This is a genomic window from Rhodococcus oxybenzonivorans (genome assembly GCF_003130705.1).
Taxonomy (GTDB): domain Bacteria; phylum Actinomycetota; class Actinomycetes; order Mycobacteriales; family Mycobacteriaceae; genus Rhodococcus_F; species Rhodococcus_F oxybenzonivorans.
Genome location: NZ_CP021354.1, coordinates 6,573,196 through 6,591,861, shown reverse-complemented (window position 1 = coordinate 6,591,861; position 18,666 = coordinate 6,573,196). Strand labels below are relative to the sequence as shown.

Sequence of the window (18,666 nt, the reverse complement as noted above, 5' to 3'; positions counted from 1 at the left end):
GGTCCCGTTCCCACGGTGCGACCCGGGGATGCGAGCGATCGGGAAGCCTCTGGCCCCGGTCGGGCAAGTTCCCGGTCATGAACGTTCGTACCCTTCGTCAGCTGGATCCGGCTGGCCGCGGAATCGGTGCCACAGCCGGCGGCCGGCGAGGAACAGCAGCAGAGTGCCCGCACACGCTGTCAGGATCGCCAAGGCCTGCCCGTACGCGTTGGACCGTACCGTCACGCTGGTCGGCTCACCGAGTTGCTGCCCATCGGCCGTGGTCAGCGAGAATGTGACGACGAGCTTGCGGGAGTCGTTGGCCTCGGTGGGCACGGTCAGCGTCCGGCTGCCCCGCGGCGGCAGTGGCGTCGGCCCGATGTCGGTAATGGTCATCCCCGACGGCGCGGCTACCTGCAGCTGGACAGTGATGCCCACGGGCAGGTCGTTCCGGGCGACGAGCAAAAGGGGGCTCTGTTCCGACGCCAGGGTGTAGACACCGCCAGGGGACACGACGGTGACGGCTCCGAACAGGTCGTTCATAGTGTCGGCCACCTGCTCGGTGCGCAGGTCGGATGCCTCGCTCGCCGAGTCGTGCTTTTCGTCACGGCGATGGGCGAGACTCATCGAACGCAGCAAGTCTTCGCGCAGCGGTGCGGTAAATCGCTCCGGGGTCAGCGTGGCCTGCGGGTCGTCGATCAGCGCCGTGTCCAGTGTCTCGATGCGGGGTATCTGATCGGCGACGGCGTCGCGGTGGTGGGCGGGAACCCCGTCCTCGGTGGCCTGGTCCGGGTAATCCAGTGACGACAGCTCCGGTGATCCGGGCTGGCGACCCAGCAGTGCGGGAAGTGGCCGGGGGGTGGCGAGACCGGTCCGGATCATCGACGACACCGTCGACAGAATCGTCTCGGCGTCGTCCTCGCCGGCGGTCCACAGTTGGGGCGGGACCACCATGAGGGAGCGCGGTGTCCCGGCGCTGCGGGCGACGGCCGGTTCGAGTGCAGACCAGGACACGGCACCGAGGGCGTCCTGCAAACGGGCTGCCTGCGAGTCGTCGGTGAGGTCGAACCGGGCCCGCGCGGGGGTGTACGAGGGAGTCTGCGGCGTGGTGCCGGTCGCGGCCAGGGCAGCGCCCACCGCAGGATCGAACAGCAGCGCATCGAGGCTGCCGGTGGGCGCGGACGTCCCGGTGGCCGCGGGGGTGGTCTCACCGTTCCCGGGTAACGGCGACTGCGCCGGACTGGCCTCGATGACGTGGGCGCTGTCCCTCGGTGCGTCGGTGTCGATGGCGTTGGCGGCGAGCAGGGTGGTGGTGGGCTGGTCCCGGCGTAACAGCTGTGCAGTGTCGTCGTCGAGGACTCCGGCGTCGCTCCACACGAAGTTTCGCAGCGAGGTGACCCCGAGGATGTTGTCGACGATGTCGGCGGGAGCCTCGAGAGCGGCGGCGGTGAGCTCGGTGTTCCCCACGGCACTGATCGCGGACAGATCGGCCTGGGCGAACGGCACCGACGTGGTGCACATCGATGCGGCGAGCGACCGGGCTCGCTCGAGCCAGTCCGCGGCGGCCTCCCGGCCGGTACCCGCGTGCGCAGGCCCGGTGGGGTCGGACGGATCGTCCACCACTAGATAATCGCGGGTCATGTTCTCGACCGTGATCAGCAGGTCGGGGTCGACGGCCAGACACATGCTGTCGCGAAGTGCATGATCGCGATCCACCGCTTCACCGGTGGCGAACTCCGCGGACGCCAGCAACTCGTGAAGGCGTCCGCCGTCGGCAAGGGAGGTCGCGAGCTCGTCGTCGACGAGACGAACCGGGTCGGTGACCGAGCCCGGCACTCCGGCGGCGAGTCGCGGCCGGTCGGCGAGCGGCCACAACATGGTGACGGCGACGGGGCTGGAAATGTCGGGTGGAATCGCCGGCGTACCGGGCACCCCGAATACAGGGAGTAGGAAGCGGGCATCGTCCAGGCGCGCGGCGCCACCGTACTCGGGGGTCCCGTTGACGTTGACCAGCATGGGGTAGACGCCGGGTTCGGTGATGTCGAGTGCGGGATCGGTGTCCGACCGCAGTGGCAGGGACAACGTGAACTGCTTGCTCTGGCCTTCGTCGAGGCTCTCGGCGACCGTGTCGAACATGCCGACCGTGTCGAACCGTGACTGATCGAGTGTGAGGGAGGTCCGAAGGGCATCGCTGCTCGCGACGGCGGGGGCCCGCTGCAGACGCACGCTGACGTCGCTGACCGTGCGGTCGCCGATGTTCTTCACCGATCCCGACACCGTGACGAAGGGATCGCTGGTGGTGGTGACCGTGTTGGGGGTGACCTTGTCGATGTGCAGCTCGAGAAACTCCGGATCCTCGTCGACGGTCTGGCTCCCGGCGCTCACCGGCGGAACGGGATCCTGGGCAACAGCCACTCCGGTGCCGATGGGAGCGAGAGCAACCACGAGTGCGGTCGATGCCGCTGCCCCGATCCGGCGAAAAGCCATCCTCATCCGGCGTCGTGCCCCTTCTGAAGCTTCAGATCGGGGTCGGGCAGAGTGGTTGTCATCTTGGAGATCAATTCACCGGCGATTTCTGCGAGTTTCCGTTCGTCTGCGTAGGCCAGGCGTGACCCCAGCTCGGCGAGCGGCACCCACGCTACCTCGGTGACTTCCACGTCTTCGTCGGACAGTTCCCCGCCGAGGAAACGGAGCAGATAATGATGCACCGTCTTGTGGACACGCCTGCCCTCCGTGACGAACCAGTAGTCGATGCTGCCCAGTGAAGCCAGGACCGTGCCCTGTATGCCCGTCTCCTCTTCGACCTCACGCATGGCGGTCTGCTCGGCCGTCTCCCCTTGCTCGATGTGCCCCTTGGGCAGCGACCACAGCAGACGGCCGCGCCGATCGGTCCGCCCGATGAGCGCCGCGCACAGGTTCTCCCTGGGTCCACCGAGACCGTTGACCACCAGACCACCCGCCGAGGTTTCCCGAACCGTCCTCATGTGGGGTTTCGCGGGTTTGCCGACGGCGCCGCGCCGCCGCGAGTTGCGGCGACTCCTATTCGCACGTTCGGCAGCAGACACCCCATCGATAGTAGTTGCCTTCCTGGCCTCTCCTTGATTGCCGCACCCAACCGAGACGCTTCGTGACGGTCCTGTGGTGATCGAAACTTCGAGGTGACGCCCTCGCATGCATATCCCGCTATTTGCGCACCTCGGTAAGCTTCCTGGACGTGACTGTCCCTTCTCTCGACGACGAGCGCCGTACGCGACTGCTTGCCGGCGCCGCGGTGACGCTGCGCGAGCTGTCCGAAGTCCTGACGCCGCTCGGAGAGAGGTTCGCTGCGGCGGGCCACGAGCTGTACCTGGTGGGCGGGAGTGTCCGGGACGCGATTCTCGGACGCCTCGGCACCGACCTCGACTTCACCACCGATGCCCGGCCCGAGCAGGTGCAGAAATTGCTGTCGGGCTGGGCCGACAACCAGTGGGACACAGGTATCGACTTCGGGACGATCAGCGCCGCGAAGGCGGGGCAGCAGGTCGAGATCACCACCTACCGTGCCGATGCGTACGACCGGGTGTCGCGCAACCCCGTCGTCTCGTTCGGGTCGAAGCTCGAGGACGACTTGGTGCGGCGTGACTTCACGGTCAATGCGATGGCGGTGAAGATCGGTGCGGACGGTTCGCAGGACTTCGTCGATCCGCTCGGCGGCATGGATGCTCTTCTGGCCGGTGTGCTGGACACCCCGTCGGCTCCCGAGAATTCCTTCGACGACGACCCGCTGCGCATGCTGCGGGCCGCCCGCTTCGTGTCGCAGCTGGGTTTCACCCTCCACGAGCGCGTGCACCGGGCGATCACGGACATGGCACCGCAGATCGAACGCATCACGGCCGAACGGGTGCGCGCCGAACTGGACAAGCTGATTCTGGGCGAGTTCCCCAACGACGGCATCAACGTGATGTGTGAGACCGGGCTGGCCGACCACGTGCTGCCCGAGGTGCCGCAGATGAAGCTCGAGATCGACGAACATCATCAGCACAAGGATGTGTACTGGCATTCGCTGACCGTGCTCGCGCAGGCCATCGACCTCGAGGACGGCGACCCCGACCTCGTGTTGCGGTGGGCTGCGCTGCTGCACGACATCGGTAAGCCGGACACCAAGCGCAACGAGCCGGGCGGCGGCGTGAGCTTCCACCACCACGAGGTGGTGGGGGCCAAGTTGGTGCGTAAGCGGATGCGCGCCCTCAAGTACTCCAAGCAGATGGTGGACGACGTCTCTCAGCTGGTGTTCCTTCATCTGCGTTTTCACGGCTACGGCAAGGGTCAGTGGACGGATTCGGCGGTACGTCGCTATGTCACCGACGCCGGACCGCTGCTGCCGCGGTTGCACAAGCTGGTCCGCGCCGACTGCACCACGCGTAACAAGCGGCGGGCGGCGGCGTTGCAGGCCACCTACGACGACATCGAGGAGCGGATCGCGAGGCTCGCGGAGCAGGAGGATCTCGCCCGGGTGCGCCCCGACCTCGACGGCAACGCGATCATGGAACTGCTGGGCATCCCTGCGGGTCCGGAGGTGGGGAAGGCGTGGCAGTACCTGAAGGAGCTGCGACTCGATCGTGGTCCCCTCACCCGCGACGAAGCGGAGGCCGAACTGCTGTCGTGGTGGGCATCGCAGCAGGGCTGACCCGCGGCGACGGGTGAGAATTGCTTACCCGACCGGCTCACCTGCGGTGACACCCGTCACACGTATTGCTGCCATACCTCCCTCGACTCACCATCCCGGTGCTTCTCGGGTGCGACAGACGTCATCGAACGCTCACGGGGGTTAATCCCGACGAAACACACCAATCGGCACTCTTGATAGGGGCCGAGAACCAGGTGGACATGTCGCGGCCGTGCAGGTGAAGGAGCAGTCGATGCAGCAGCAGAAAGCCGGTACTTCCACAGTGAAGACCGCCTGCTCGTACTGCGGTGTCGGCTGCGGCATGGTCCTCGAAGTCGAAACGAACCCGGAGACGGGTGCGCGCCGCGTTCTGAAGGCGTCCGGCGACAAGGAGCATCCCACCAATTTCGGCCGGTTGTGCACCAAGGGCGCGACGAGCGCCGAGATGCTGGTGGCCGGTGGCCGGATGGAGACCGGCTACCTTCGCGACGAGCGCGGCGAGGCACCGACGGCTGTGCACGTCGACGCCGCAATCAGCGAGACGGCACGCCGCCTGAAGGAGCAGATCGACCGGCACGGTCCGGACGCGGTCGCCTTCTACGTCTCCGGCCAGATGTCCATCGAAGCGCAGTACCTCGTGACCAAGCTGGCCAAGGGGTTCGTCGGCACCAACCAGATCGAGTCCAACTCGCGCCTCTGTATGGCCAGTGCCGCCACCGGGTACAAACAGTCGTTGGGCGCCGACGGCCCCCCCGGGTCGTACCAGGACTTCGACAAGGCCGACGTGTTCTTCGTGATCGGCGCGAACATGGCGGACTGTCACCCCATCCTGTTCCTGCGTCTCCTCGAGCGCGTGAAGGCAGGCGCGAAGCTGATCGTGGTGGACCCGCGGCGCAACGCGACGGCCGACAAGGCGGATCTCTTTCTGCAGATCACGCCCGGCACCGACCTCGCACTCCTGAACGGCCTCCTGCACCTGCTCGTGAAGAACGGGCACACCGACCCCGCGTTCATCGCCGAGTTCACCGAGGGCTGGGAGGTGATGCCGGAGTTCCTCGAGGAGTACACGCCCGACAAGGTCGCGGACATCACCGGCATCCCCGAAACCGACATCCGACAGGCCGCCCAGTGGATCGGCGAGGCCGCCGAGTGGATGACGTGCTGGACGATGGGCCTCAACCAGAGCACCCACGGCACCTGGAACACCAACGCGATCTGCAACCTCCACCTCGCCACCGGCGCGATCTGCCGTCCCGGTAGCGGACCCTTCTCCCTCACCGGTCAGCCCAATGCCATGGGTGGCCGCGAAATGGGATACATGGGCCCGGGCCTGCCCGGTCAGCGGTCGATCCTCGCGGCCGACGACCGCACGTTCGTCGAGGACCTGTGGGACCTGCCCGAGGGCACCATCCGCACCGAGGTCGGCACGGGCACCGTCGACATGTTCGAGCAGATGGTCGCCGGACGAATCAAGGCCTGCTGGATCATTTGCACCAACCCTGTCGCCACCGTGTCGAATCGGCGGACGGTCATCGAGGGACTCGAGGCAGCCGAGCTCGTGATCACTCAGGACGTGTTCCTCGACACCGAGACCAACGGTTACGCCGACATCCTGCTGCCGGGCGCGCTGTGGGCCGAGTCGGACTCGGTGATGATCAATTCCGAGCGCAACCTGACGTTGCTGCAACAGGCCGTCGACCCGGTGGGTCAGGCGTTGCCCGACTGGAAGATCATCGCGCGGGTGGCCTGCGAGATGGGGTATGCGGACGCCTTCACCTACGAGACGTCCGAGGACGTGTTCGAAGAGATCAAGCGCACGTGGAACCCGAAGACGGGTTACGACCTTCGCGGCATCACCTACGAGCGGCTCCGTCATACGCCGGTGCAATGGCCGAGCCCGCCCGGTGACCGCACCGACCGCAACCCCATCCGTTACGTCAATGACGGGGTGAGTCAGAGGCTGCTGTCGGCTCCCGACGGCTCGCTCCCCCGGCTCGCCTTCGCCACCCCGAGCGGAAAGGCGGCATTCTTCCCGCGACCGCACATGCTGCCGGCCGAGCTGCCGGACGACGACTACCCGTTCGTCCTCAATACGGGTCGGCTGCAGCACCAATGGCACACCATGACGAAGACGGGCAAGGTGGCCAAGCTCAACAAGCTGAACTCGGGACCCTTCGTCGAGATCAACCCGGCGGATGCGCAGCGGCTGTCGATATCAGACGGTGACAAGGTCGAGGTGGCGTCGAGGCGTGGCCGCGCGGTGCTTCCCGCGGTCGTCAGTGACCGGGTGCTTCCCGGTGGTTGTTTCGCGCCTTTCCACTGGAACGACTCGTTTGGCGAGTACCTCAGCATCAACGCCGTCACCAACGATGCCGTCGACCCGATGTCGTTCCAGCCGGAGTTCAAGGCCTGCGCGGTGTCACTGACTCGCGTGGCACCGGTGTCGCAACCGGCGGTTCCGGAGACCGGCGGATCCCAGCTGCAGCTCGCGAGCCCAGCCGATGAACTGACCCAGCTTCTCGGACTGGATGATTCGGCTCCCCCGACGTTCGACGAACACGAACGCACATATCTTTCGGGGCTGTTGTCGGGACTGCGGTCCACCGAGGTCCGCGGCGTGCCGGTCCTTCCCCGGGACGCCCCGATCTCGGGTTCCAAGCGGGTGTGGCTCGACGGGATGCTCGCCGGTCTGTTCTCCCGTTCGGGCGACACATCCGGGGTCGGCGCGCAGAATGGCAGCGCCTCAGGTACTGAATCGGTCCAGCATCCTGTCGTGGTGGTGTGGGCCTCGCAGACCGGCAACGCCGAGGAGTTCGCCGCCGAATGTGCCGCGCAACTGCAGGCGGCCGGCCACGGAACACACCTGATCAGCATGGACGACTACGACGTCGGAAGCCTGCGCGGCGTCCGTGACCTCCTCATCATCACCAGCACGTTCGGTGACGGAGACGCGCCCGACAACGGCAGCAGTTTCTGGTCGGCCCTCAGCAGTGACGAGGCACCCACACTGACCGAAACCCGATATGCGGTATTGGCTTTCGGAGACTCCAGCTACGACGACTTCTGCGGCCACGGTAAGCGGCTCGATGCTCGGCTCGAGCAGTTGCAGGCCAAGCGTCTCACCGCCCGCGTCGACTGTGAACCCGACTACGAGGATCAAGCACGCGAGTGGCTGGAGCAGGTGCAGAAGCTGGTTCGCGACCGGGAGGCCGTCGATGGAGCGGCGGTGGTTTCCGTCGCGCCCGCACCCGCCCCGAAGAAGGCAGCGGCCTTCACGCGTAAGTCACCGTTCGTCACCCGCCTCACGAAGAACGTGCGCCTCAGCGCGGCGGGATCGTCGAAGGACGTGCGACAGTTCGGGTTCGAGGTGAGTGATCCGGAGTTCGTCTACGAGGCGGGTGACGCGCTGGGCGTCTGGCCCACCAACAGCGACGCCGTCGTCGACGAGTGGCTGAAGGTGACGGGGCTGAAGCCCGATGTCCCGGTGACCGTGGCCGACCTGCCGGAGATGGCGCTGCACGAGGCGTTGCGGACCAAATTCGAGATCACCAAGGTGACGCCCGAGCTGCTCCGGTTCGTCCAGAGTCGTACGCAGGACACCGAGCTGGCCCGATTGATGCGACCGCAGAACAAGATTGCCCTCCAGCAGTGGTTGTGGGGCCGGCAGTCGATGGACGTGCTCGGGCAGTACGGCGTTCACGCCGAGGTCGAGGAGTGGCTCGGCGTTCTCAAGCGGCTCCAGCCGCGACTGTATTCCATTTCGTCCAGCCCGAAGATCGATCCCGGCGAGGTGCAGCTGACCGTGTCGGCTGTGCGGTACAACCACGAGGGCAAGGACCGGTCCGGCGTCTGCTCCACGTTCCTCGCGGATCACTGCGACGAGGCCGATGTGCCGATCTTCGTGCAGAAGTCGGCGCATTTCCGACCGCCGGCGTCGGCGGATGCGCCCATGATCATGGTGGGTCCCGGCACGGGAATCGCCCCGTTCCGCGGTTTCCTGCACGAGCGGCGGGAACTCGGGCACACCGGCAAGAACTGGATGTTCTTCGGTGAGCAGCACGAAGCGACGGACTTCTACTACCGCGAGGAGATGGAAGCTATGCACCGCGACGGATTTCTCACCCATCTCGATGCAGCATTCTCCCGTGACCAGCGGCAGAAGATTTACGTGCAGGACCGCATCCGCGAACACGGAGCGAAGTTGTGGAACTGGATGCAGGAGGGCGCGTACCTCTACGTGTGCGGGGATGCCAGCCGGATGGCGAAGGACGTGGACGAGACGATCCGCGAAGTGGTCCGCACGCACGGCAGGCTCGACGAAGAGGACACCGAGCTGTACATGAAGCAGTTGTCCACTGACAAACGGTACGTGCGCGACGTGTACTGATCCGCTTCTGCGGGTCTCATCGCTTGATCATTCCGCAAACGCGCGCATACGATCATCTTCATGACGCATCTGCGGAGTAGTGCCTAGATGACGCGCATACGTATCCGGCAGGCGGCCGAACTGCTCGGCGTCAGCGACGACACCGTCCGGCGGTGGATCGACAACGGCAGCCTCCTCGCCCAGAAGGACGACTCCGGGCGCATGGCCGTCGACGGCGCGGCGCTCGCCGAATTCGCCCGCGCCCACGCGGCCGCGTCGCCGGACCTCCTCGGATCGGGTTCCTCGGCGCGGAATCGGTTCACTGGGATCGTGACGGGCATCGTCTCCGACACGGTGATGTCGCAGGTGGAGCTGCAATGCGGGCCGTTCCGGGTGGTGTCCCTGATGAGCAGTGAAGCGGTGCGCGACCTCGGGCTCGAACCCGGGAAGATCGCGGTGGCCGTCGTGAAGTCCACCACGGTCATTGTCGAAACCCCCGTCGAGACCTCATGAAACAGAACTCGGGCCGAGCAGCCGCCGTCATCGCCCTGGCCGTGCTCATCCTCGGGACTCTGTCCGGGTGCGGCTCCGACGACACCGACTCGGGTGAACGGATCACGGTGTTCGCGGCAGCGTCCCTGAAGTCCACCTTCACCGAACTCGCGGAAAGATTCGAGGCGCAGCATCCGGGATCTCGGGTGGAGTTCAGCTTCGCCGGTTCTTCCGATCTGGCAGCCCAGCTGGATCAGGGTGCTCGCGCCGACGTATTCGCGTCCGCGGACCAGCGCAACATGGCCAAGGTGGTCGATGCGGGACTCACTGCGGGCAGTCCTGTCGACTTCGCCACGAACACCCTGACCATCGTCACCGCACCCGGAAACCCTGAAGGGATTACCACATTCGCCGACCTGGCCCGTCCGGGAACATTGGTGGTCACCTGCGCGCCGCAGGTGCCGTGCGGCTCCGCGACGCAGAGGGTCGAGTCGTCGACGGGAGTCGATCTCGCACCGGTCAGTGAAGAGTCGTCGGTGACGGATGTCCTGAACAAGGTGATTGCCGGGCAGGCGGACGCCGGGCTGGTGTACGTCACGGACGCGACCGGAGCCGGTGACGCTGTGACGGCGGTGGCCGTACCCGAGGCCGCACAGGCTGTGAACACCTATCCCATAGTCGCTCTTGCCGATTCGGGCGCGCCGGAGACGGCCCGCGAATTCGTCGCGTTCGTCACCGGACCCGACGGCCGGGCAGTTCTTGCCGATGCAGGATTCGGTGAGCCGTGACCCGTCCGGCGCGTACGGTGGTTCCCTCCGGGCTGCCGCGCTGGCTCTTCGTCCCGGCGGCTGTCGGGGGGTTGTTCGTCGTACTGCCGTTGACGGCGATGCTGGCAAGCGTCGACTGGCCTCGATTCGTCGAGTTGGTCACCTCCGAGTCCTCGCTCGCCGCGCTGGAGCTGAGTCTGCGTACTGCTGCCGCCAGCACGGTGCTGTGCATCCTCCTCGGTGTACCGATGGCGGCAGTGCTGGCGCGCAGTAGCTTTCGGGGTCTTCCCGTGCTGCGGTCGCTGGTGCTGCTGCCGTTGGTGCTCCCGCCCGTCGTGGGCGGAATCGCATTGCTTTACACGTTCGGCCGGAAGGGTCTCATCGGACAGCATCTGGAAGTGGCGGGAATTTCCGTCGCGTTCACCACCACGGCGGTCGTGCTCGCACAGACCTTCGTGGCATTGCCGTTCCTGGTGGTCAGTCTCGAAGGGTCGCTCCGCACTGCAGGCAGGCGGTACGAGTCCGCCGCGGCCACGCTCGGAGCCGGACCCACCACGGTCTTCCGCCGCGTGACCCTTCCACTGGTGCTGCCGGGATTGGTGTCCGGCGCCGTGCTGTCGTTCGCGCGGGCACTCGGTGAATTCGGCGCCACCCTGACGTTCGCCGGCAGTCTCGAGGGGGTCACCCGTACCCTTCCGCTGGAGATCTATCTTCAGCGGGAAACGGATGCCGATGCGGCAGTGGCGTTGTCGCTGGTGCTGGTGATCGTCGCGGTGGTCATCGTGGTGGGGTCGCGCGGCTGGGCGTCGAGAGCGGTGCCGTGAGCGGGCTGAGCCTCGATGCGCGGATACAGGCCCGCGACATCGAGATGGCCGTCGACGTCGCGGAGGGTGAGGTTCTGGCCGTCCTGGGCCCGAACGGAGCCGGCAAGTCGACACTGCTGTCCGTCGCCGCCGGACTGATACGGCCCGACACCGGCCGGGTCGAATTGAACGGCCGGGTACTCACCGACACCGGCGCCGGGATCGCCGTTCCGCCGCATCGCCGGGGAATGGCGCTACTTGCCCAGGAGGCGTTGCTGTTCCCGCATCTCACTGTCGCCGCCAACGTGGCCTTCGCCCCACGCAGCGCCGGGCGAAGTCGCCGGGAAGCGCGGACCATCGCCCGGCATTGGATGGATGCCGTCGACGCCACGCAGTTCGCCGACCGCCGACCACACCAGTTGTCAGGTGGGCAGGCTCAACGTGTCGCGGTCGCACGTGCCCTGGCGGCGGACCCTCAGGCGCTCCTGCTCGACGAACCGATGGCCGCACTGGATGTGGCTGCGGCTCCCGCGTTGCGGGTGCTGCTGCGAAAAGTATTGCGCGAGGAGCATCGGACCGCGGTCGTCGTCACTCACGACGTCCTCGACGCACTGGCGCTGGCCGACCGCGTGATCGTGGTGGACGGCGGAAGAGTCGTCGAGTCGGGGTCCGTGCGCGATGTGCTCTCCCGGCCGCGCAGCTCGTTCGCGGCACGGATCGCAGGACTCAACCTCGTGGCCGTCTTCGCTACCCCGTCCGGGTTCGAGACCGAGAACGGCGTCCGGATGCACGGCCTGCCCGACGACGACGTGGGAGGCACCGCTCCGGCCGTCGCAGTGTTCGCGCCGCATTCAGTGGCGGTCCATCGGCGGTCGCCGGAAGGCAGTCCCCGCAACGTCTTCGGCGTGACCGTGACCGAAATCGAGGTGCGCGGCCCCATCGTGCGGGTGCGGGCGGTGACTCCCCGTGGCCGGCTGGAACTGAGCGCCGACGTGACAGCAGAATCCGTCGCCGAGCTCGATCTGGTGCCCGGACTCGACGTGTTCTTCGTCGTCAAGGCCACCGAGGTGGCAATCCACGCCGTGAGTACTTATTGACATCCCGTGGTTAACAAGTACTCACGGGTGCGTCAGCGCAGGGACGCGTGCATCAGGTACACGTTGTAGCTGTCCCACTCCGACATCGTGAAGTACAGGTCCTTGCCGGTGGACCACGGATGGATGAAGCCGCCGTACGCCTTCGGGTAGTCGGTGGTGTCGACGAGAGTGGCTCCGCCGGACCAAACGCCCTGTGGGGACGAGGATTGGCGGAGGATGATCCGCCCGCCGATGGGCTCGAGGTAGCTCATCAGCCACGTGCCGGTGCCGGTGTCGTAACGAACCGACAGCTCGCTGGCCACCCCACCGACGATCGGGGTCGCGAGATGTTCGGAGACCGGCGTCCATGTTCCGTTCGACCAGTACTGGTACGACGTGGTGTTGAGTACCTGATCGACGGGCACCCGGGCCAGACCGATGGTGCCGATGCGCCCGTTCGGAGTGCCGAACATGTACACGTAGTCGCCGTGGGGGACCATGGCCGACACCTGGAAACGGGCGCCGAAAATGTTGTGCCACTTGGCGTGCTGGTCCTTGGTCCACGTCTGACCGTTGTCGTCGGAGTACGCGATGCCGCCGTAGTTCGTGTACCACATGCCGGGCACCACACTCCACCGTTTCACCGACATGTAGCTCAGGAACTGCCGGTTGCCGATCGTGAACCCCGACGTGGGAATGGTCGTCGTCTCGAAGTTGGGGATGTGCCGGCTGTCGATGATCTCGGCGGCGTGGCAGCGGCTGTCCTGCACCATGCTGTCGATGGTCATGCCGTCGGACAGGTCGGTGTCCGTGCTGTGCCCGAGAACGTTGCTGCGCCAGTCTTCCCCGAAGGCGCCGGGCGGATTCCAGTCCTTACCGAAGGTGTCACCGAAGGCGATGGCCACCTCCCCGGGCTTCGTCTCCCAGATGATGCCGAGGTCCGTGCCGTCCACCTGCCAGCGCTTGTCGGTCCGATTGTCCGAACCGTGGCCCGTCAGCTGCGACACCAGGCGCACGTCACCGACCGCCGGGGTGCCGAGTGCTTCGGTGAGGGAGCCCCGTTCGGCCGGGTTGATCTGCACCGGGGGTGCGGGCTGCGGCGCGGGACCCGGGCCGCCGGGGACGGGGATCGGAATGGTCTCCGGGCGTGGGTCGATTTCGATCTTCGGAATGTGCAGCGCGCTCGACCCGGAAGATCCCGACGAGCCGACCTCCGGCTGGGGTTCCTCGATCTCGTCGGTGAGGTCCGGGCACGGGTCCGCGCAGGGGTCGGCAGGTAGATCTTGTGCCACGCGAGTCTGATCGACGGTGGGTCCGGGGACCGGCACCGGCACGAAGTCTGGGTACGGAATCGGGATGGCGATGGTCGGCGGTATCGGCGGTAGCAGCGGACCACCGGGAGTCGGGGGCTCCTTGGCCGGGTTGAACCCGGTCTCGCCACAGATGTTCACCGGCAACCACGAATTCGTCTCCGCCGCAGCGGGACCTGCCGAAAACCCGATCGTTGCCGCGACGACGGCGGCGACGCACAACGGTGCTCCGGCAACAGACCAGGACTTCTCGACCACGGGACCCCTCCAGATCGGTGGTCGGAGTCAGGATGGACCGACCTGCACGTTCAGGGCAAAAGGTAACACCCGGTGGCAGCGTTCTCGGGTTCAGTGCCCGGCGTGCCCGGTCGCAGTCCGGTTACAGTACGGTTTCACGGTCGCATACGATTTCGCAGATCGAGGCCACCCGGGGTGTGGCGAAGCCCCTGGGTTTTTCCCTTCCAGCGGAACCGGATGCGGTCGCGCTGCGTCGAATCCTTACATGGACCCTCTCGAGTATTCGTTCGGAACCGGCGCAGAAGCCCCCGCGACCTGGATCTCCCCAGCCGACCTCGATCTGGGTCTGCTCGGCGGAATGGACGCGGTGCGGCTCGACTTCGACGGCGACGGGCTTCTCGACGACGCCATGTGGGACGACAACGGGGACGGGGCGGCCGACCACTCGGTGCTCGACTACGACGCCGGGAACGAAGCCCGCTACTTCACCGACCCCAGCGGCAACGGGACGTGGGACCGCGAGGTGCGGGTGGCCGGCGACCACATCGAACCCGCGTACGACCTGCGTCGCCATCTGGATCCAGTGCCCGATCGACGCAATGACGAACCGTCCGACCCGAGCGTGCGCGCGGTGGCTTCCGATCCGATTCCCGGTGCCGTGACGGCCGGCGCACTTTCTCTCTGGCGGTCCGAGGCGGCACTCGGCCACGGCGGCGCCATTGACGTGGCCCCTGAGATCGGGGAGGGTAAGTTGTGATTTCAAACCCAGTGCGGATCGACAAGGAGAATGGACCATGACCGACCTGACCACGTCCGCGGCGAGCGCTTTCGTCGCCGCTGCCGGCCTAGAACTCGACGAGGTATCGGGCACGAAAGTCGTCGGCCACATCGATCTGTCCGCCGAGCACCACACGCCGTGGGGGGTCGTGCACGGTGGCGTCTACACGACGGCAGTCGAGAGCGCCGCGAGTATCGGTGCGAGCACGGCAGTGGCAGACCGCGGCCAGTTCGCGGTCGGTGTGCACAACGGCACCGACTTCATCCGGTCCCGCACCGAAGGTCGCGTCGACGTGGTGGCCCTACCGATTCAGCAGGGCCGTATCCAGCAGTTGTGGTCGGTGGTCATCACCGCTTCCGACACCGGCAAAGAGGTGGCCCGTGGACAGGTTCGTCTGCAGAATGTGCCGCTGCCCGGTTCCGGATAGGAGCGGCGTCCAGGACCGCTCAGGGTCGGCCGCGACGTGCGTTGAGTAGGGCAGCGCCGAGTCCCAGGGCGTAAAGGGCCGAACCGGCCAGTACCAATCCGAGTGATCGGCCGTCGGGGGCGATCACGAGGGCTGCGGCGGCGATCGACGCGATGAACGCCACGTTGAACACCGTGTCCTGGAGCGCGAACACCTGCCCGCGGCGGTCGTCTTTGATGTCGATCTGCATGGCGGCGTCGCCGCTCAGCTTGATCGACTGCCCGGCGAATCCGAGAACCAGTGCACCCCACAGCAGGGAGGCCTGGGTCAGGGTCGCCACGAGCGTCGTCTGCGCCACAAGGGCGAGGACCAACGCGGTGGTGATGGTGCGGGAGCGACCGATTCGCGGAATGGTGAACGGTGTGGAGATCGCGGCGAGCAGCATCCCCGCTGCGGTCGCGCCGACCGCGACACCGAACCCGGCCAGTCCTCCCGGTAGGGAACCGGCCCTGGACGTGTCTCGCAGCACGAGGACCATGATCAGCGTGTTGGCGCCGAACACGATCCGATGCGTGCCGATGCCGATCATGGCGGTGGTGACGCCCGGGGACCGCCACACGGCCACGGCTCCGTTGCGCAGTCCCGACGCGACGGCACGGACCACTCCGTAATCCGCCCGTTCATCCGCGTGTGGGCCGAGAAGCCGACGATGGAATCGGGACGCCGCGAGAGCGGCGACCACGGAACCGACCGCGGCGGCGGCGACGGCGATACCGGACCCGCGGTCGCCTGCGCCCGCGACACCGACGACGGCGACGGATGTTGTGGCTCCGAGAGCGGACACTACCGAACCGGTGGTGGTGAGCACGGAGTTGGTGGCGACCAGCCACGATTTGTGGACCACGCGCGGTAGCGCGGCGGAGACGCCGGCGAGTACGAACCTACTGACACCGATGGCGGCGAGGGCGAGGAGAAGGATCGGGAACTCTCCGGCCCCGGACCCCAGAAGGGCGGCGGTCACCAGAATCAGTACTCCACGTAGGACATTGGCCCACAGCAGCACCGTCCGACGATCCCAGCGGTCGAGGAGTGCCCCCGCGTAGGGTCCGATCACCGAGTAGGGAAGCAGCAATACCGCGAAGCCGGCGGCGATCGCCAGCGGGTCGGTCTCGCGCTCGGGATTGAACAAGATGGCGCCACCCAGCGCTGCCTGAAACATTCCGTCGCCGAACTGGCTGGCAAATCGCACGGTCGCAAGCCGGGCCAGCCCGGGCGACCGGCGCAGGGTGTGCGCGGTACGACGCCACGCCTCCCGTCGTCCTCGCGGGTTGCCGAGCTGTTCCGCCATTCACGGGACCTTATCCGGCCTGTGCGAGGGACCTCTCCCGCCACCACTGGACGGTCTGCTCTGCGGCCTCAGGCAGTGGCGTCGGCTTCAGCCCGAGGCGCTGCTCGCTGGCACTCGAATCCATGACGAACGGGTTCTCGAACTGGTACATCATCTCCGCCAGCTCGCGGGACCCCTCGTGGAGGCGGCCTGCCGTCCGGAGAACCCATCCCGGGAGAGCGCTCACCTTCGGTGCCGGCACCCCCGCTGCGTCGGCGTAAGCCTGGACCATCTGCCGCTGGGTCACCGCGGGGGCCGTCGGCGCGTGCAACACGGAGTTCCACAGGTCGCGGTCGTGTGCTGCGACGATCATCGCCGCCGCGAGGTCGGGGACGAAGGTGAAGGAGTGGGGCGTGTCGGCAGAGCCCAGGACGCGCATCGTCTTGCCGGCGAGCACAACCGGGACCATGCGCTCGCCGGCGTGGGCGCTGAGCACCTGCGGACCGAAGAAGTCGGAGGCGACGACACTGACGGTGGGGGTCGAGGAGGCGGCGCGAGCGTCGAGCAGCCGGGCACGGATTCCGCGCTTTCCCGTCGTGGCGGTGCGCGGCGTGGTTTCGGTCATGGGCTGCTGTTCGGTGTCGTAGGAGTAGAGGCTTTCCGGAAACACGACCACCGCGCCGACCTCTCCCGCCGCCTCCAGAACGGTGTGCTCCGCCGCGGGGAGGGTGCGCTCCCACGCCTCGGCGGTATAGGCGGCGTGAATGCAGTGGTAGACGGCGGCGGCCCCCTCGAAAGCTGCATGCACGGCCGAGGGGTCGGATACGTCGACCGCCCTTCGCTCGATCAGCGGGTGTTCCGGACCGCTTCCGGAGCGGGTGAGCAGGCGGACGCGTCGCCCCTGTTCTGCGAGCTGCTGTGCCACTGTCGCGCCGACGGGTCCCGCGCCGGTGACGATTTCGATGTTCGACATTTCTGCTCCCGATGTGTGTGGTGTCCAGTAGGGAGAGCACTGCTCTCTGTTCGAAGAGTGCGCCCGTATGAGCGCAAAGTCAAGAGCACTGCTCTCGTTTGTTGACACCGCTCTCTCCGATCGGCACCCTGAACCCATGCCGGCAACACCACGGGAACGTGCCCGAGAGCAGACGTTGCAGGACATCACCCGAATAGGCCGCGAACAGCTGGCCGCCGTCGGCGCCGCGGCACTGTCGTTGCGAGCGGTGGCCCGGGACCTCGGAGTGGTCTCGTCCGCCGTGTATCGGTACGTGAAGAGCCGCGACGAACTGCTGACCCTGCTCGTCGTCGACGGATACAACGAGCTCGGGGACGAGGTGGACGCCGCAGTCGCGTCCGCGCAACATCCGCGACAGCAGTTCCTGGCCCTGGGCCGCGCGGTACGGGCGTGGGCTCTGCGTGAGCCGGCGCGCTACGGACTACTGTTCGGCAGCCCGGTTCCCGGTTACGACGCCCCTGGCGAACAGACCACGACGCCCGGAACCCGGGTCATCTACGCGCTGGTCCGCATCTTCGACGGTGCCTACCGCTCGGGCCTTCTCGACGCCGACGCGTCCGCCCCCCTCGACGCCGGTCTTGCCGCCGATCTCGACCGGATTCGCGCGGAGCTCGTCCTTACCACTCCCGATCACCTGCTCGCCCGCGGGGTCCTGGTGTGGTCCAGCCTGTTCGGTGCGGTGAACTTCGAGGTCTTCGGTCAGTACGGGGCGGATACGTTCACCGATCCGGCTGCCCTGTTCGAACACCATCTCGCCGTGCTCGCCGACACTGCCGGGCTCCCGCCCGCCTGAATTCGTGCGAACCGGACGCAGCTCGCGTCCTGGGACACATCACTCTCGCCGCGGTGGGATGATGTTCGGGTGGCGCACGCAGAAGAACCCGAGGATCGAATGGCGTCGACGGAACCGGTGGTCCGCCCGGGGAGCTTGTTGGTCTCGTCCACCGATCTGGTCGAGCCCGCATTCCGTCGCACCGTGATTTATGTGATCGAACACAATGAGGCCGGGAGCCTCGGCGTGGTCATCAACCGCCCCAGCGAGACCGCGGTGCAGGAGGTGCTGCCACAGTGGGCACCGCTCGCCGCCCGCCCCGCCGCACTCTATGTCGGTGGTCCCGTCAAGCGGGACGCCGCGCTGTGCCTGGCCACCCTGCGGACCGGTGCGCTCATCGACGGGGTCGCGGGACTGCGCCGGGTGCACGGCCGCGTCGTGATGGTCGATCTCGACTCCGACCCCGAGGTCATCGCACCCCTGGTGGAAGGTGTCCGCATCTTCGCCGGTTACTCGGGCTGGACGTTCGGGCAGCTCGACTCGGAGCTGCAGCGTGACGACTGGATGGTGGTGTCCGCGCTGCCGTCGGACGTCGTGGCGCCGGCCCGCATCGACGTCTGGGCCCAGGTCCTGCGACGTCAGCCTCTTCCTCTCGCCCTGTTGGCCACTCACCCGATCGACGTCGAGCGCAACTGA

15 protein-coding genes are annotated in these 18,666 nt (G+C 66.9%); 10 read left to right on the top strand and 5 right to left on the bottom strand.

The genetic code is table 11. The features are described 5' to 3' along the window. Window positions 1–75 precede the first annotated feature (75 nt). Together CBI38_RS30585 and CBI38_RS30580 are read right to left on the bottom strand one after the other, a co-directional pair. Complete coding sequence (locus CBI38_RS30585) at window positions 76–2,466, bottom strand: DUF6049 family protein (protein ID WP_109334744.1); 2,391 nt, start codon at window positions 2,464–2,466, stop codon at window positions 76–78. A gap of 2 nt (window positions 2,467–2,468) precedes the next feature. Next, entirely contained in the window at window positions 2,469–3,044 is a 576-nt protein-coding gene (locus CBI38_RS30580) for an NUDIX hydrolase (RefSeq protein WP_109334743.1), read from the bottom strand. 149 nt (window positions 3,045–3,193) lie between these two features. Between CBI38_RS30580 and CBI38_RS30575 the strand changes: the two genes are divergently transcribed. From CBI38_RS30575 to CBI38_RS30550, 6 genes are all read left to right on the top strand, one after another. Then, window positions 3,194–4,645 carry a CCA tRNA nucleotidyltransferase gene (locus CBI38_RS30575; protein ID WP_109334742.1) on the top strand — a complete coding sequence of 484 codons (1,452 nt, stop codon included), beginning with the start codon at window positions 3,194–3,196 and terminating at the stop codon, window positions 4,643–4,645. Window positions 4,646–4,877: 232 nt separating this feature from the next. Further along, a complete protein-coding gene (locus CBI38_RS30570) occupies window positions 4,878–9,011 on the top strand; it encodes a bifunctional nitrate reductase/sulfite reductase flavoprotein subunit alpha (protein ID WP_109335491.1) in 4,134 nt (1,377 codons plus the stop codon). An 87-nt stretch (window positions 9,012–9,098) separates the two neighbouring features. After that, window positions 9,099–9,503 carry a TOBE domain-containing protein gene (locus tag CBI38_RS30565; RefSeq protein ID WP_109334741.1) on the top strand — a complete coding sequence of 135 codons (405 nt, stop codon included), beginning with the start codon at window positions 9,099–9,101 and terminating at the stop codon, window positions 9,501–9,503. Further along, entirely contained in the window at window positions 9,500–10,270 is a 771-nt protein-coding gene (gene modA / locus CBI38_RS30560; protein ID WP_109334740.1) for a molybdate ABC transporter substrate-binding protein, read from the top strand. The genes CBI38_RS30565 and modA overlap by 4 nt, the downstream gene beginning before the upstream one ends. Continuing rightward, window positions 10,267–11,073: an ABC transporter permease gene (locus CBI38_RS30555; protein ID WP_109334739.1), complete on the top strand. Its 807-nt coding sequence runs from the start codon at window positions 10,267–10,269 to the stop codon at window positions 11,071–11,073. The genes modA and CBI38_RS30555 overlap by 4 nt, the downstream gene beginning before the upstream one ends. Next, a complete protein-coding gene (locus CBI38_RS30550) occupies window positions 11,070–12,149 on the top strand; it encodes a sulfate/molybdate ABC transporter ATP-binding protein (RefSeq protein ID WP_109334738.1) in 1,080 nt (359 codons plus the stop codon). The genes CBI38_RS30555 and CBI38_RS30550 overlap by 4 nt, the downstream gene beginning before the upstream one ends. A 32-nt stretch (window positions 12,150–12,181) precedes the next feature. Here CBI38_RS30550 and CBI38_RS30545 read toward each other — a convergent pair whose 3' ends face one another. After that, entirely contained in the window at window positions 12,182–13,696 is a 1,515-nt protein-coding gene (locus CBI38_RS30545) for a DUF4185 domain-containing protein (protein ID WP_109334737.1), read from the bottom strand. Between the two features lie 244 nt (window positions 13,697–13,940). Here CBI38_RS30545 and CBI38_RS40365 point away from each other — a divergent pair, with 244 nt between their 5' ends. Further along, window positions 13,941–14,432 carry a hypothetical protein gene (locus CBI38_RS40365; RefSeq protein WP_335743609.1) on the top strand — a complete coding sequence of 164 codons (492 nt, stop codon included), beginning with the start codon at window positions 13,941–13,943 and terminating at the stop codon, window positions 14,430–14,432. A gap of 37 nt (window positions 14,433–14,469) precedes the next feature. Next, a complete protein-coding gene (locus CBI38_RS30535; protein WP_109334736.1) occupies window positions 14,470–14,880 on the top strand; it encodes a PaaI family thioesterase in 411 nt (136 codons plus the stop codon). A gap of 19 nt (window positions 14,881–14,899) precedes the next feature. Here CBI38_RS30535 and CBI38_RS30530 read toward each other — a convergent pair whose 3' ends face one another. After that, on the bottom strand, window positions 14,900–16,207 hold the full coding sequence (locus CBI38_RS30530) for an MFS transporter (RefSeq protein WP_109334735.1): 1,308 nt from the start codon (window positions 16,205–16,207) through the stop codon (window positions 14,900–14,902). A 10-nt stretch (window positions 16,208–16,217) separates the two neighbouring features. After that, entirely contained in the window at window positions 16,218–17,159 is a 942-nt protein-coding gene (locus tag CBI38_RS30525; protein WP_109334734.1) for an NAD-dependent epimerase/dehydratase family protein, read from the bottom strand. 136 nt (window positions 17,160–17,295) lie between these two features. Between CBI38_RS30525 and CBI38_RS30520 the strand changes: the two genes are divergently transcribed. Both CBI38_RS30520 and CBI38_RS30515 read left to right on the top strand, forming a co-directional pair. Further along, window positions 17,296–17,991, top strand: coding sequence for a TetR/AcrR family transcriptional regulator (locus CBI38_RS30520; protein ID WP_109334733.1), 696 nt, complete (start codon window positions 17,296–17,298; stop codon window positions 17,989–17,991). 69 nt (window positions 17,992–18,060) lie between these two features. Further along, the gene (locus CBI38_RS30515; protein ID WP_109334732.1) at window positions 18,061–18,666 is read left to right on the top strand and encodes a YqgE/AlgH family protein; all 606 of its coding nucleotides are present in this window, start codon (window positions 18,061–18,063) and stop codon (window positions 18,664–18,666) included.

Excerpts from the sequence above, each read along its gene's own strand:
- CBI38_RS30520 (WP_109334733.1), top strand. The coding sequence starts at position 17,296 with ATGCCGGCAACACCACGGGAACGTGCCCGAGAGCAGACGTTGCAGGAC.
- CBI38_RS40365 (WP_335743609.1), top strand. The coding sequence starts at position 13,941 with ATGGACCCTCTCGAGTATTCGTTCGGAACCGGCGCAGAAGCCCCCGCG.
- CBI38_RS30585 (WP_109334744.1), bottom strand. The coding sequence starts at position 2,466 with ATGGCTTTTCGCCGGATCGGGGCAGCGGCATCGACCGCACTCGTGGTT.
- CBI38_RS30535 (WP_109334736.1), top strand. The coding sequence starts at position 14,470 with ATGACCGACCTGACCACGTCCGCGGCGAGCGCTTTCGTCGCCGCTGCC.
- modA (WP_109334740.1), top strand. The coding sequence starts at position 9,500 with ATGAAACAGAACTCGGGCCGAGCAGCCGCCGTCATCGCCCTGGCCGTG.
- CBI38_RS30525 (WP_109334734.1), bottom strand. The coding sequence starts at position 17,159 with ATGTCGAACATCGAAATCGTCACCGGCGCGGGACCCGTCGGCGCGACA.
- CBI38_RS30565 (WP_109334741.1), top strand. The coding sequence starts at position 9,099 with ATGACGCGCATACGTATCCGGCAGGCGGCCGAACTGCTCGGCGTCAGC.
- CBI38_RS30570 (WP_109335491.1), top strand. The coding sequence starts at position 4,878 with ATGCAGCAGCAGAAAGCCGGTACTTCCACAGTGAAGACCGCCTGCTCG.
- CBI38_RS30530 (WP_109334735.1), bottom strand. The coding sequence starts at position 16,207 with ATGGCGGAACAGCTCGGCAACCCGCGAGGACGACGGGAGGCGTGGCGT.